The sequence below is a fragment of the Bradyrhizobium sp. BWC-3-1 genome (assembly GCF_032917965.1).
GTDB classification, from domain to species: domain Bacteria; phylum Pseudomonadota; class Alphaproteobacteria; order Rhizobiales; family Xanthobacteraceae; genus Bradyrhizobium; species Bradyrhizobium canariense_D.
In genome coordinates this window covers 8537652-8550900 of record NZ_CP136625.1, presented here as the reverse complement: position 1 = coordinate 8550900, position 13249 = coordinate 8537652, and the positions used below count along the sequence as shown (strand labels likewise).

Sequence of the window (13249 nt, the reverse complement as noted above, 5' to 3'; positions counted from 1 at the left end):
GATGTCAGCGCCGCAAACGCTAGCCCTCGTCCTTCCACCCGATCTTGTCCTTTAAGAACCGAAAGCCAATCACCTCGAACCCGGCGCGCTCCTTGTTGTCCTTGCCGTAGCCGTGGCCACCGGCTTCAGGCTCGTAGAACCAGGCCTCGTAGCCCATGGCCTGGAGCTTTGCCGCCATCTTGCGCGCATGCCCGGGATGGACACGGTCGTCGCGTCGCGTGGTGGCGATCAGGATCGGCGGATACGGCTGGCCGGCCTTGACGTTGTGATAGGCGGAGTAGGACTTGAGCCAGTCCCACTCCTCGGGCTTGTCGGGATCGCCATATTCCGCGATCCAGCTCGCGCCGGCGAGCAGCTTCGTGTAGCGGCGCATGTCGATCAGCGGGATGGTGCAGAACAGCGCGCCGAAACGTTCGGGGTATCGCACCAGCATGTTGGTGATGAGGATGCCGCCGTTCGATCCTCCCTGTGCGGCAATGCGCTTTGCCGTTGTCACGCCGCGGCGGACGAGATCGGCGGCAACGGCCGCGAAATCGTCGTGCGACAGTTTCTTGCCGGCGAGCCGGCCGGCATCGTGCCAGCGCGTGCCGAATTCGCCGCCGCCGCGCAAATTCGCCTGCACCGTGGTGCCGCCACGCTCCAGCCACAGCTTGCCGAGGGACGGGTTGTAATACGGCTTCACCGAATGGGCGAAGCCGCCATAGGCGCTCATATAGACCGGTGCGTCGCCGGTCTCGCCGGCGGGGCCGGTCTGCACATAAGGGATGCGCTCGCCGTCGATCGAGATCGCCTCGTGCTGCGTCACCACCAGTCCGTCGGCGTTGAATGTTTTCGGCGCCTGCTTCAGCACGGTCGGGCTCGCGACGCCGCGCTCCATCAGCAGCAGCGACGGCGGCGTCAACGGATCCTGCACATTGGCAAGCAGGTCGCCATTGCTCTCGGAGGGATGGCGATCCAGCGGCCAGATGTCCACGACGCCGATCTGCGGCAGGCCGCCGAGTGACTCGCGGCTCCAGCTCGTGACGGACGGCGTGCAGATCTCGAATCGCGGCTGGAGCTCGTCAAGGATCGACAGCACCAGCCTGCCTCCGGCCCAGAACAGACCTTGCAGGGCGCGGCGAGATTCCGGCTCGAACAGCACCGCGAAATCGCGGCTGCCGGCGAGGAAGGCCGAGAGCGGCATGCCGAGCACGGTGTCGGCGGCATAGGTTCTGCCCTCGATCGACCAGGCTTCGCGCAGCTTCATCGCGAACCAGTCGCCATGCGCCTGCAACCAGATGCCGGTCGGCAGATCGAGCTTCGTCGTCGCACCGTCTGCATCGCGCAGCCAGAGCGCATGATTGAAGAAGTCGATCTGGTCGACGATCCAGCTGCGCGGGGCCGCAGCGGTGTCGTCGACGATGCCGGAGATCGCCATATGATCGGCCGTGGTCTCGATGATCACCTGCGCCTGATCGACAGGCTGGCCGCGTCGCCACAGGCGAACCGTCCGGGAATATCCCGAGCTCGTCGCCATGCCTTCGCCATGGGCGCTCGACAACAGCAGCGTGTCGGCATCGAGCCAATCGGCGCCGCCCTTGGCTTCCGACAGCGCAAATCCGTCCGCAACGAAACTCTTGGTGTCGAGGTCGAATTCCCGCAAGGTGACGGCATCGCTGCCACCGCGCGACAGCCCCAAAATGGCGCGCGCGCTTCCCGGCTGCGTGGTGATGCCGCTCAGCAGCCAGTCCTCGCCTTCGCGTGCCGCGAGCTGGTCGACATCCAGCATGATTTCCCACGTCGGATGCGGTTTGCGAAACTCCGCGAGGGAAGTCTTCCGCCACAGGCCGCGCGGGTTGGTGGCGTCCTTCCAGAGATTGTGCAGTTCGGTGCCGCGGCGGCTGACATAGGGAATGTTGTCGGGACGATCGTAGATCGCCGCGAGGATGTCGCGATCGCGCGCGAAGGCCGCTCCGCCGAACGCGTCGAGTGTCAGGCTGTTCTGCCGCGTGACGAAATCGAGCGCCTGCTTGCCTTCGATCTCCTCCAGCCAGAGCCAGGGATCGTCGTCAGGAGCGCTGAGCGTAGGCCTGTCGTCGACGGACATGAACGAAACTCCGGAAGGTCGTGGCGGATAGGATTTGATCGAGCGCAAGCCGTCAAGTGCGCGGCCCATTATCATCGGCCCGATTGCGTCAGAGACATGGCCTGCGCCCGTTTGCGCCGGTTGCCCGCCCTCCCGCGTCCCGCCATAGTGCCGGGAATCAAGCGAGCCCTTGAAAGCACTTAAAAGCCCGTTGGGGCGGAAATGCCGATGCTGGATGTGACTGCAGCCAATGAGGTCGCCGCCGACGCCCGCGTGCGCGCCAATGTGGTGCGCCTTGCCGCCGCGCAGGCGCTGACCGGCGCCAATTCGGCGGTGATCTTCGCCACCGGCTCCATCGTCGGTGCGACGCTTGCACCCGACATGTCGCTCGCGACGGTACCGCTGTCGATGTACGTGCTGGGGCTTGCGGCCGGCACGCTGCCGACCGGCGCGATATCGAGTCGCTTCGGCCGCCGCTGGGCCTTCATCATCGGCACGGGCCTGGGTACGCTCACCGGCCTGCTCGGCTGCTTCGCGATCCTGCACGCTTCGTTTCCGTTGTTCTGTCTGGCGACTTTTCTCGGCGGCCTCTACGGCGCGGTGGCGCAGTCCTATCGCTTCGCTGCCGCCGACGGCGCCAGCGCGGCGTACCGACCCAAGGCGGTGTCCTGGGTAATGGCGGGCGGCGTGTTCGCCGGCGTGCTCGGTCCGCAGCTCGTGCAATGGACCATGGATGTCTGGCAGCCTTATCTCTTCGCCTTCAGCTTCTTGGTCCAGGCGGCTGTCGCGCTCATCGCGATGGGCATCGTCGCCGGGGTCGACATGCCGAAACCGGCGCCGGCCGATCTTCATGGCGGGCGGCCGCTGCTCGAGATCGTGACCCAGCCACGCTTCATCGCAGCGGCGCTGTGCGGCGTCATCTCCTACCCCATGATGAACCTGGTGATGACCTCGGCGCCGCTTGCCATGAAGCTGTGCGGCTTGAGCGTTTCAGATTCCAATTTCGGCATTCAATGGCACATCGTCGCCATGTACGGGCCGAGCTTCTTCACGGGCGCGCTGATCGCCCGCTTCGGCGCGCGCAAGATCGTTGCCGCCGGCCTGCTGCTGGAGGCCGGCGCGGCCGGCATCGGCCTGTCCGGCATCACCGCGATGCATTTCTGCGCCACGCTGATCGTGCTCGGTGTCGGCTGGAACTTCTCCTTCATCGGCGCCTCGGCGCTGGTGCTGGAGACGCACCGGCCGCAGGAGCGCAACAAGGTGCAGGCCTTCAACGATTTCCTGGTGTTCGGCATGATGGCGATCGGCTCGTTCTCGTCCGGCCAACTGCTCGCCAGTTACGGCTGGTCCGCGGTGAACATGGTGGTGTTTCCGCCGGTGCTGCTCGGTCTCGCCGTGCTCTCGCTGGCGTCCTGGACCCGTCGCCGCAAAGCGCGGCTCGACGCGGCCATGGGCGAGTTCCCGGATGCGATCTGAGATGGCGGGAGGCTGTCAGCAGCGTTGATAGTTCGATCCAGGTCGAAGTGGTTTTCTGGTGAAGGTTACTAGATGTCGTCATGGCCGGGCTTGTCCCGGCCATCCACGTCTTGGGCGCGCGGATCGAAGAACGTGGATGCCCGGAACAAGTCCGGGCATGACGGAGTAAGCGGCATGCTCGATAACCCTCGACACGACGGATCCGTCGACGAATCCTCTCTCCGCTACGAAGGCTGGCGCATCGTTGCGGTCTGCTTCCTGCTCGCGACCTTCGGCTGGGGGCTCGGCTTCTACGGCCAGAGCGTCTATGTCGCCGAGCTCCAGCGTGCGCACGGCTGGTCGGCCTCGCTGATCTCGTCGGCCACGACGTTCTTCTATCTGTTCGGCGCGCTGCTCGTCGTCTTCGTCGGCGAAGCCGTCAACAAGTACGGCCCGCGCCTCGGCCTGATCGCAGGGACGCTGGCGATGTCGGCCGCGGCGGTCGCGATCGGCGCGGTGCGCGAACCGTGGCAGCTTTATCTCGCGAACGCCGTGCTCGCCTTCGGCTGGGCCGGCACGAGCCTGGCCATGATCACCAACACGATCAGCCTGTGGTTCGACCAGAAGCGCGGCATGGCGATCAGCCTCGCGCTGAACGGCGCAAGCTTCGGCGGCATCGTCGGCGTGCCGCTGCTGGTGAGCTTGATCGGCCATGTCGGCTTCGCCAGCGCTATGTTTATCGTCGCCGGCGCCATGCTGGTACTGCTCGTGCCGGTGATCCTGATTGTCGTTGGCCGCCCGCCCGATCTCCATGGCCGGCGCGCCGCGACGAAAACGAAGCCGCAATCGTCGGCGCAGATTCGTAGCCAGGCGTTGCGCGATGTCGGCTTCCTCACCGTGACCATTGCCTTTGCTTTGGTGCTGTTCGCGCAGGTCGGCTTCATCGTCCACCTGATCTCGTTCCTCGATCCCGTGATCGGGCGCGAGCGCGCGGCCGTCGCGGTTGCGGTGCTGACCGCGATGGCGGTGATCGGCCGGGTGCTGTTCTCGCTGGTGATCGACCGACTCAACCAGCGGCTCGCCTCGGCGCTGTCGTTCCTGAGTCAGGCCGTGGCGCTGTGTGTCGTCATCAATTTGCACAATGATTACGTGCTGATCGCCGCCTGCGCGTTGTTCGGCTTCTCGGTCGGCAATCTCATCACGCTGCCGTCGCTGATCGTGCAGCAGGAATTCGATTCCGCCTCGTTCGGCGTGCTGATCAGCCTCAACACTGCGATCAACCAGGTGACCTATGCGTTCGGCCCCGGCGTGGTCGGTTTTCTGCGCGATTTCTCCGGTGGCTATGAGCTGCCGTTCTATCTGTGTATTGCGCTGGAGCTGGTGGCGGCGGCGTTGATCATGGTGCGGGGGCACACAAGGCGATCGACCCCTTCAGCCTGATCGCGGCGCGCGCGGGGCCCTCTTGGGCGACCTCGCCTTTCCCAATGCCGCGACCCGCATGAGGCGGCGAAAATGCGGGCATTCCATGTGACTTGGCGCCGGACAGGCCGCGGCATGGCGCAGGCCGTCGCGCATCGCGATAAGCTTGCGGATCGTTCGGTCCAACTCGTCGGCCTTGGCGGCAAGCTTCCGCCGGTCGATACGCGGCCGTCCGTCGGGTGCGAACATCCGGGCAACTTCATCGAGCGAGAAGCCCGCCGCGCGCCCCAGCGCGATCAGCGCCAGGCGATCCAGGATCTCCAGATCGAACAGCCGGCGCAGGCCGCGCCTGCCGATCGGGGCAATCAACCGCTTTTCCTCATAGAATCGCAGCGTCGACGCCGGAACACCGGAGCGCCGTGCGACTTCGGCGATATCGATCGTCATCACGCCTCTTGACCTCAAGTTCACTTGAGCTGGCAGTATGCCGCGTCCAACGCCGCCAAGGCAAGACGAAAGGGGAAACCATCATGGACGCTATGCAGAAGGCGATCGAGCAGATGAGGCTTTGGAATGGTCCCGCCGGACGCGCCTGGGTCGAGACCCAGGACATCCTGGATGAGATGTTCAAGCAATTCGAGAGGCCGCTGTGCGAGGCCGTTCCTGCCGGCTCCAATCGTCGCGTCCTGGACGTCGGCTGCGGCACTGGTGGTCTGACCGTTGCGGTCGCGCGAAAGCTCGGGCAAGGCGGCCGTGTGGTCGGCATCGACATCTCCGCGCCGATGATCGGGGCGGCGCTGGCCCGCGCCGAGCGCGAAGGCACCTCGGCCAGCTTTATCTGCGCCGATGCGCAGCACCATAAATTCGGCCCGGCGAGCTTCGATACGATCATTTCACGTCTCGGCGTGATGTTCTTCGAAGACTTCGTTGCGGCCTTCGCAAATCTGAGGCGCGCTGCCGCCGAAGGCGCCGGGCTCGCCGTCGTTGCATGGCGGGGCGCAGCGGAGAATCCGTTCATGACGGCGGCCGAACGAGCCGCCGCGCCCCTTCTGCCGAATATGCCTGCCCGTCCATCCGGCGGTCCGGGGCAGTTCGCCTTCGCTGGCAAAGATCGGGTCAGGACCATCCTGCTGGAGAGCGGCTGGACCGAGATCGACATCCGGCCGGTGGATATTCCATGCCGCTTTCCTGCCAGCGAACTCGCTCGCTATGTCGGTTGGCTGGGACCCGTCGGAACGATCCTGCAGGACGCCGACAGGGGATTGCGCGAAAGGGTCGTGGATGCGGTGCGGCCCGCCTTCGCCCCCTACGTGGAGGCAGATGCGATCCGTTTTACCGCCGCATGCTGGATGATCCAGGCGCGGGCTTCAACCGACGCGGCAGGCGAGGTCTCGAATGGGTGAAATGATTGAATTTCTGGTCGGCGCCGCCTTGATCGGATCCGGTGCAACGGCCGTGATCGATGGTTGGGCAGTTCTCCGCGCGCATGTTCTTGGAATCCCATCGCTAGACTATGGACTCCTAGGTCGCTGGCTCATCCTGCTCGCGCGCGGACAGTATCGGCATCTTAAGATCGCGGCACCCGATCCGGCTCCACGCGAGCGCCTGATTGGGTGGGCCGCGCACTACCTGATCGGCATTGCGTTCGCGGCCGTCTTGCTGGCGATCTGGGGGCTCGATTGGCTCCATTCCCCGCGTGTCGGCCCCGCATTGATCGTCGGAATCGGCAGCGTGGCGGCACCTTTCCTGATCATGCAGCCGGGCATGGGCCTCGGCATTGCAGCCCATCGCGCGCCACGTCCCAACGTGGCGCGTCTCAACACGCTACTCACGCATGCCGTGTTCGGCGTCGGGCTCTATGTGGCCGGATGGGTCCTGAGGCTCGTGCAGTGGCGAGGTGCGGACTAGGCCTCCCGCTGCTTCAGCAGCTCCTCCACATCCAGCCGCTTCGTGAACATCGAAAGCTTGCCGTCCGGCCCGAATGGCCATTGCTCCCGCGGCTTGTCCCAATACAGCTCCACACCGTTCTGGTCCGGATCGCGCAAATACAGCGCCTCGCTGACGCCGTGGTCGCTGGCGCCGTCGAGCGCAATGCCGGCCGAGAGCACGCGGTGCAACGCATCCGCCAGCGCCGGCCGCGTCGGATAGAGGATCGCGGTGTGATAGAGCCCGGTCGCATCAGGCGGCGGCGGCGAGCCGCCCTTGCTCTCCCAGGTGTTGAGCCCGATGTGGTGGTGATAGCCGCCGGCCGAGATGAAGGCCGCGCCCGAGCCCATGCGCTGCATCAGCTCGAAACCGAGCACGCCGCAATAGAAGCCCAGCGCGCGATCGAGATTGGCGACTTTGAGATGGACGTGGCCGATCCTGGTGCCGGCGGCGACGGCTTGGTTTTGCGACATGCGGCTGCTCCGTTGATGAACTCCACATAAGTCCGGCCTCGGGACAGTGCTACCGGCCGATCCCGAAACCCAGCGTTTCCGGATAGGCAACTTACGACAGCTCCCGCACCTCGCCCTCCGGCAGCTCGAACTCAAACGTGTTCAGCGTCATCGACACCAGCGTGTAATAGCCGCAGAGACCAATCACCTCGACCACGCCGCGCTCGCCGAGCAGCTTCACCGCCTCGTCATAGAGGCCCTTCTCGACGCCGTGGCCCTCATGCAGCGATTTTGCGACGTCGTAGATCATCTTAGCCCTGGGATCGTCGAAGACGGGCGTGCGGCGGTCGCGGATCGCGTCGATGATGTCAGGGTCCATGCCGCCCGCAAGCGCCAGCCGCTTGTGCGCGTACCATTCGTAATGGGCGGTCCAGTGCCGCGCCGTCACCAGGATCGCGATCTCCGAAAGTTTCGTGGGAAATATCGTATCGTAACGCAGGACCTCGCCGAGCCGCGTGGCGTGACGGGCCATGTCGGGGCTGTTGAGCCAGGCCATCATCGGTGCCGGCGGCCTGCCGCGCTTGCCGGCAATCGACTCGTCATAGGTCTGCCGCTGGCTCTCGTTCATTTCGCCAGGCGAAAGAAGCTTCAGGCGCATTGTTGTTTCCTCTTTGTTTTCAAGCTCGCCGTGGCGGCGACTATAGCGGATGCGTGACACGGAAGTGGTTGAATTCCGCGGGAGCTTGGCCCAGAGTCGCGCCCAACAAACCGACATAGATTGATGGAAACGACCTATGACTGACTCCAGGGCCAGCGAGACTGAGACCGCCGATCTCGAAACATTCCGCAGCGAAACGCGCGCCTGGTTGGAAGCCAATTGCCCGCCGGAAATGCGCAAGCCCGCGACGTCCGACGCCGACGTGTTCTGGGGTGGACGTAACGCAAAATTTTCGTCCGAGCCGCAACGCATCTGGTTCGAACGCATGCGCGACAAGGGCTGGACCGTACCGGACTGGCCGAAGGAATATGGCGGTGGGGGCTTAAGCGCCGCCGAGCACAAGGTGCTGCGCGCGGAGATGGCCAGGATCGGCGCGCGGCCCCCGCTGTCGAGCTTCGGGATCTGGATGCTCGGGCCGGCGCTGCTGAAATACGGCAACGATGCCCAGAAGAAGGAGCATCTGCCAAAGATCGCCGCGGGCCTGATCCGCTGGTGTCAGGGCTATTCCGAACCGAACGCCGGCTCCGATCTCGCCTCGCTGCAGACCCGCGCCGAGAGCGACGGCGATCATTTCGTCATCACCGGCCAGAAGATCTGGACGTCCTACGCCAACTACGCCGACTGGATCTTCTGCCTCGTCCGCACCGATCCCGCCGCAAAGAAGCACGACGGCATCAGCTTCATCCTGTTCGACATGACCTCGAAGGGCGTGACGACCAAGCCGATCCTGCTGATCTCCGGCTACTCGCCGTTCTGCGAGACGTTCTTCGACAATGTCCGCGTGCCGAAATCGCATGTGGTGGGCACCGTCAACCGCGGTTGGGACGTCGCAAAATATCTGCTTCAGCACGAGCGCGCGATGATATCAGGCATGGGCGAGCGCGGCGTCGGCCGTCCGCTCGGCCAGATCGCGGCCGATTCCCTCGGCACCGATGCGCAGGGACGGCTCGACGATTCCATGCTGCGTGGCCGGATCGCCAGCTTCGACGTCGACGAAGCGGCTCTTGCCGCCTGCGCCGAGCGCGCGGTCGATCTCGCCAAGGCCGGTCAGGCCCATCCGGCGTTCTCGTCGGCGATGAAATATTACGGGACCGAGCTCAACAAGCGCCGTTACGAGATCCTGATGTCGGCCGGCGGCGTCGATGCGCTGGAATGGGAGAGCGAGCGTTCGAAACAAGGAGCGCGTCCGCGCGCCTGGCTGCGGACCAAGGCCAACTCGATCGAGGGCGGCACCACCGAGGTCATGCTCGGCATCGTCGCCAAGCGCATCCTCGATTTGCCGGGGGCGTAACCCCAGCGTCGTTCCGGGGCGGTCCGCAGGACCGAACTAAGGTGCGCGGTTGCGCACCTGAGAACCTCGAAATTCCGGGTTCACGCTTCGCGTGCCCCGGAATGACAACAACAGACATGCATTCCGCCAGACGTTAGAGACATTGCACATGGCCCTCGTCCTCACCGAAGAACAATCGATGCTCCGCGACAGCGCGCGCGGGCTGATCAGCGACAAGGCGCCGGTGTCGCATTTGCGGCATCTGCGCGATAGCAAAGACCCCATCGGCTTCTCCAGGGAGTTTTGGCATTCCTTCGCCGAGATGGGTTTTGCCGGCTTGCTGGTGCCGGAAGAGTTCGGCGGCAGCGGCCTCGGCTATGTCGAGGCCGGGGTGGTGATGGAGGAGATCGGCCGCACGCTGATGCCCTCGCCCTTCCTCGCAACCAGCGTGGTCGCGGCCTCGGCACTGAACCGTGGCGGCAATGCCGCGCAGAAGTCGGAGTATCTGCCGAAGATTTCCAACGGCTCCCTGCTCGCGACGCTCGCGATCGACGAGGGCGCAAAACACCGCCCGCTTCAGACCTGCCTCCAGGCCGTGCGCGCCGGCAACGGCTTTAAACTCTCCGGCGCCAAGGCGCTGGTGGTCGACGGTCACGTTGCCGATCTCCTCATCGTCGCTGCGCGTACGGCGGGTTCGGCCGGCGAGCGCGAGGGGCTGACGCTGTTCCTGGTCAACCCCAAGGCCAAGGGCGTTGCGATCGAGCGCACCATCATGGTCGACGCGCACAATGCGGCGCGGATCGAGCTTGCCAATGTCGAGGTCGATGCCGACAGCGTGCTCGGCGAAGTCGACCAGGGAGCCGGCTTGCTCCACGGCGTGCTCGATATCGGGCGGGGCGCAGTGGCCTCCGAAATGGTGGGTCTGAGCGAAGAGGTGTTCAACCGTACCGTCGAGTACCTGAAGAGCCGCAAGCAGTTCGGCAAGCTGATCGGCGAATTCCAGGCGCTGCAGCACCGCGCCGCCGAACTCTATGTCGATATCGAGATCACCCGCGCCGCCGTGATGAAGGCGCTGCAAGCGCTCGATACGGACGTCGCCAAGGCGGCGTCAGCCGTCGCAGTGGCGAAAGCCCGCGCCGGCACCACCGCCACGCGCGCGGTGCAGGAAGGCGTGCAGATGCATGGCGGCATGGGCATGACCGACCAGTTCGACATCGGCTTCTTCATGAAGCGCGCGCGCGTGTGCGAGGAATTGTTCGGCGACGCCAATTACCACACCGAGCAGCTGGCAAGGGCGCGGGGGTATTGAGGCGCACCGTCGCGTCGCATTGGGTGTCATCGCCCACCTTGTGCGCAATTGCGCACTGGGGCGGGCGATCCAGTACGCCGCGGCCCCTCAGTATGCGATTGATGTCTCGGAGTACTGGATCGCCCGTCAAGTGTTTAGACCGGAGACATAGCTGACGCCTGTTCGGACACATCACTGACAGTTTGGCTGCGCGTCAAGTCGATTGATCCGACCTGCCAACTGGCAAAGAAGATTCCGTAGCGGCCGTCGCGGTCGAGCGGCCTCACGGCCAGCTGCTCGCCGCAGAAGGCTTGAGGGACTTTCCACATTTGCCCTTTGAAGGCGATGTAGCTCCGCGTCGAGGAGACGGTGCGAACGATCTCCCCGGCGTCGTATTGGATCTTCGGCACACGATCCGGCATGGCGCGTAAACTGGGCCGGTAGCGATCGGCGGGAATGCCCATGCCCAAGCTCTCGTGGGGCCGCTCCAGATTGTAGACCGTTCGCCAGCTATCGAGGGCACGCTGGACTTCCGCCAAAGTGCGGAACGTGCGCAGAGCGAACACTTCTGCTTTCAAGCTGCGATGGAAGCGTTCGTTCTTGCCTCGGCCCTGAGGATGACGTGGCCTGGCATGGACCACCCTGACGCCGAGCTTGAGCAGCCATACCTTCAGCGCAGTCCAGCGAACGCCCGAGGTGTCGCCCCAGGGAGAACCGTTGTCGAGGTAGAAGGCCTCCGGCAGCCCATAGCGTCGGAAGGTGTCGGTCAGATGCCTCTGCACATCAGGTCGCTGCTCGTTGGCGCACGCCTTCAAACACAGCGCATAGCGGGAGTGGTCATCGACCATGGTTAGCGGATGGCAACGCCTTCCGTCGGCAAGCGGCATGTGGCCCTTGAAGTCCATCTGCCAGAGTTGATTGGGCGCGTCCCTCTCGAACCGGTGGCCTGAAGGGCTCGGCGCGGCTTTCTCGCTCGGCTTGATCCGTTCGTTCCGGCACAGGATCCGATGCACTGTGGAGGGCACCGGTACGGTCTGGCCGCCGCGCTTCAGGCAATGGGCAATCTTGCGCGCTCCCCAAGCCGGATGCTTGTCACGCACAGCCAGAACCCGCGCCTCGACCTCAGGCACGCTCCGCTTGGGCATGCTCTTGGGCCGGCGCAACTGATCCGCCAGTTCATGATCTCCAGCCTGCCAACGCCGCAGCCATTTGTAGCCCACATCAGGACTGATCCCGAACCGCCGGCACAACTCCCGCCGGTTCGCCCCTTCCTGCAACGCAAGCCGCACAAACTCCCGTCGCTGATCCATCACCGACACCTCGTTCCAGGGCATGGAAGGCCTCCCGAATCGACCATTCCAGCCCAGTTTGAAGTGTCAGCTATGTCTCCGAACACCTGTCAGTGATCTGTCCGGTCTAAACACAAGCCGGGCGATGACAGTTGAGAGAGTGGAAAGCGCCTGCCCCAAGCTCGTCATTGCGAGCGCAGCGAAGCAATCCAGTCTGTCACCGAGGAGCGACTCTGGATTGCTTCGTCGCTGCGCTCCTCGCAATGACGGCGGATAGAGCGCCTTACCGCACCGGCGGCGCGTACTGCACGCCGCCCGCATTCCACAGCTGGTTCATGCCGCGCGGGATCTTCAGCTTCGACTTCTCGCCGATGTTGCGCTCGTACATCTCGCCGTAATTGCCGACGTGGCGGATGATGCGGACCACCCAATCCTTGGTCAGGCCGAGCTGCTCGCCGTAATTGCCCTCGGTGCCGACCAGCCGCATCACTTCCGGCTTCTTCGACTTCAGGGCCTCGTCGATGTTCTCCGAGGAGACGCCGAGCTCCTCGGCGTTGATCATCGCGTACAGCGTCCACTTCACGATCATCATCCAGTCGTCGTCGCGCTGGCGCACGACGGGGGCGAGCGGCTCCTTGGAGATCATGTCCGGCAGGATCATGCTGTCGCCGGGCTTCGACAGGTTGATCCTCAGCGCGTAGAGCTGGGAGACGTCGGCGGAGAGCGTGTCGCATTTGCCGGTGTCGTAGGCCTTCACCACGTCGTCCAGCTTGTCGAACTTCACCTCTTCATACTTCATGTTGTTGGCACGGAAGTAATCCGCGACATTGAGCGCCGTGGTGGTCCCGGTCTGGACGCAGACCTTGCTCCCGGTCAGGTCCAGCGCGGTTTCCTTGTTGCGCGCGCGCGGCAGCATGAAGCCTGCGCCGTCGTAATAGGCGACCGCGGGGAAATAGAGATCGTAGTCGAGCTCGCGCGCCATGCTCCAGGTCGAGTTGCGCGAGAGGATGTCCACTTTCCGGCTCTGCAATTCCTTGAAGCGCTCGTTGGCATCGAGCGCGACGAATTTCGCCTTGCTCGGGTCGTTGAAGATCGCGGAGGCCACCGCGCGGCAGAAATCGACGTCGAAGCCGGTCCAGTTGCCCTTGTCGTCGGGGATCGAGAAGCCCGGCAGGCCCTTGTTGACGCCGCACAGCACCTCTCCGCGGCGTACGGTGCGCTTCAGGGTGCGGGTGTCGTAGAATTCATAGATGATGGCCAGGACGGCGACCAGCACGGCGACTGCGAGCCCGATCAGCAGGCCGCCACGAAAAGTGCGCATCATGTTGCTCTCTCGAAATAATCGGGAAAAGGAATATTCGCTAAGG

12 protein-coding genes are annotated in these 13249 nt (G+C 64.4%); 6 read left to right on the top strand and 6 right to left on the bottom strand.

Annotated features, from left to right (window positions below):
- Positions 1 to 19 precede the first annotated feature (19 nt).
- Positions 20 to 2086 (bottom strand): prolyl oligopeptidase family serine peptidase, encoded by a 2067-nt coding sequence (locus RX329_RS40865; RefSeq protein WP_085385566.1) that lies wholly within the window; start codon positions 2084 to 2086, stop codon positions 20 to 22.
- A gap of 207 nt (positions 2087 to 2293) precedes the next feature.
- Between RX329_RS40865 and RX329_RS40860 the strand changes: the two genes are divergently transcribed.
- Together RX329_RS40860 and RX329_RS40855 are read left to right on the top strand one after the other, a co-directional pair.
- On the top strand, positions 2294 to 3541 hold the full coding sequence (locus RX329_RS40860; protein ID WP_085385504.1) for an MFS transporter: 1248 nt from the start codon (positions 2294 to 2296) through the stop codon (positions 3539 to 3541).
- Positions 3542 to 3715: 174 nt separating this feature from the next.
- Positions 3716 to 4960 (top strand): MFS transporter, encoded by a 1245-nt coding sequence (locus tag RX329_RS40855; protein WP_085385503.1) that lies wholly within the window; start codon positions 3716 to 3718, stop codon positions 4958 to 4960.
- Here RX329_RS40855 and RX329_RS40850 read toward each other — a convergent pair.
- The gene (locus RX329_RS40850) at positions 4952 to 5386 is read right to left on the bottom strand and encodes a helix-turn-helix domain-containing protein (protein ID WP_085361906.1); all 435 of its coding nucleotides are present in this window, start codon (positions 5384 to 5386) and stop codon (positions 4952 to 4954) included. The genes RX329_RS40855 and RX329_RS40850 overlap by 9 nt on opposite strands.
- 83 nt (positions 5387 to 5469) lie before the next feature.
- On the opposite strand from RX329_RS40850, the gene RX329_RS40845 reads away from it, so the two are divergent.
- Together RX329_RS40845 and RX329_RS40840 are read left to right on the top strand one after the other, a co-directional pair.
- Positions 5470 to 6342: a class I SAM-dependent methyltransferase gene (locus RX329_RS40845; protein WP_085361905.1), complete on the top strand. Its 873-nt coding sequence runs from the start codon at positions 5470 to 5472 to the stop codon at positions 6340 to 6342.
- Complete coding sequence (locus RX329_RS40840) at positions 6335 to 6847, top strand: DUF2938 domain-containing protein (protein WP_085361904.1); 513 nt, start codon at positions 6335 to 6337, stop codon at positions 6845 to 6847. The genes RX329_RS40845 and RX329_RS40840 overlap by 8 nt, the downstream gene beginning before the upstream one ends.
- On the opposite strand, the gene RX329_RS40835 is transcribed toward RX329_RS40840, so the two are convergent.
- Positions 6844 to 7338 carry a VOC family protein gene (locus tag RX329_RS40835; RefSeq protein ID WP_085361903.1) on the bottom strand — a complete coding sequence of 165 codons (495 nt, stop codon included), beginning with the start codon at positions 7336 to 7338 and terminating at the stop codon, positions 6844 to 6846. The two genes, RX329_RS40840 and RX329_RS40835, sit on opposite strands and share 4 nt — an antisense overlap.
- A 91-nt stretch (positions 7339 to 7429) precedes the next feature.
- The gene (locus RX329_RS40830; protein WP_085361902.1) at positions 7430 to 7975 is read right to left on the bottom strand and encodes a carboxymuconolactone decarboxylase family protein; all 546 of its coding nucleotides are present in this window, start codon (positions 7973 to 7975) and stop codon (positions 7430 to 7432) included.
- 136 nt (positions 7976 to 8111) lie between these two features.
- Between RX329_RS40830 and RX329_RS40825 the strand changes: the two genes are divergently transcribed.
- Together RX329_RS40825 and RX329_RS40820 are read left to right on the top strand one after the other, a co-directional pair.
- Complete coding sequence (locus RX329_RS40825; protein ID WP_085361901.1) at positions 8112 to 9326, top strand: acyl-CoA dehydrogenase family protein; 1215 nt, start codon at positions 8112 to 8114, stop codon at positions 9324 to 9326.
- A 148-nt stretch (positions 9327 to 9474) separates the two neighbouring features.
- The gene (locus RX329_RS40820; protein WP_085361900.1) at positions 9475 to 10614 is read left to right on the top strand and encodes an acyl-CoA dehydrogenase family protein; all 1140 of its coding nucleotides are present in this window, start codon (positions 9475 to 9477) and stop codon (positions 10612 to 10614) included.
- 134 nt (positions 10615 to 10748) lie between these two features.
- Here the strand turns inward: RX329_RS40820 and RX329_RS40815 are convergent, their stop codons facing one another.
- Together RX329_RS40815 and RX329_RS40810 are read right to left on the bottom strand one after the other, a co-directional pair.
- A complete protein-coding gene (locus RX329_RS40815) occupies positions 10749 to 11927 on the bottom strand; it encodes an IS481 family transposase (protein ID WP_317244478.1) in 1179 nt (392 codons plus the stop codon).
- A gap of 238 nt (positions 11928 to 12165) precedes the next feature.
- Entirely contained in the window at positions 12166 to 13203 is a 1038-nt protein-coding gene (locus RX329_RS40810) for an amino acid ABC transporter substrate-binding protein (RefSeq protein ID WP_085362044.1), read from the bottom strand.
- Between the last annotated feature and the right edge of the window lie 46 nt (positions 13204 to 13249).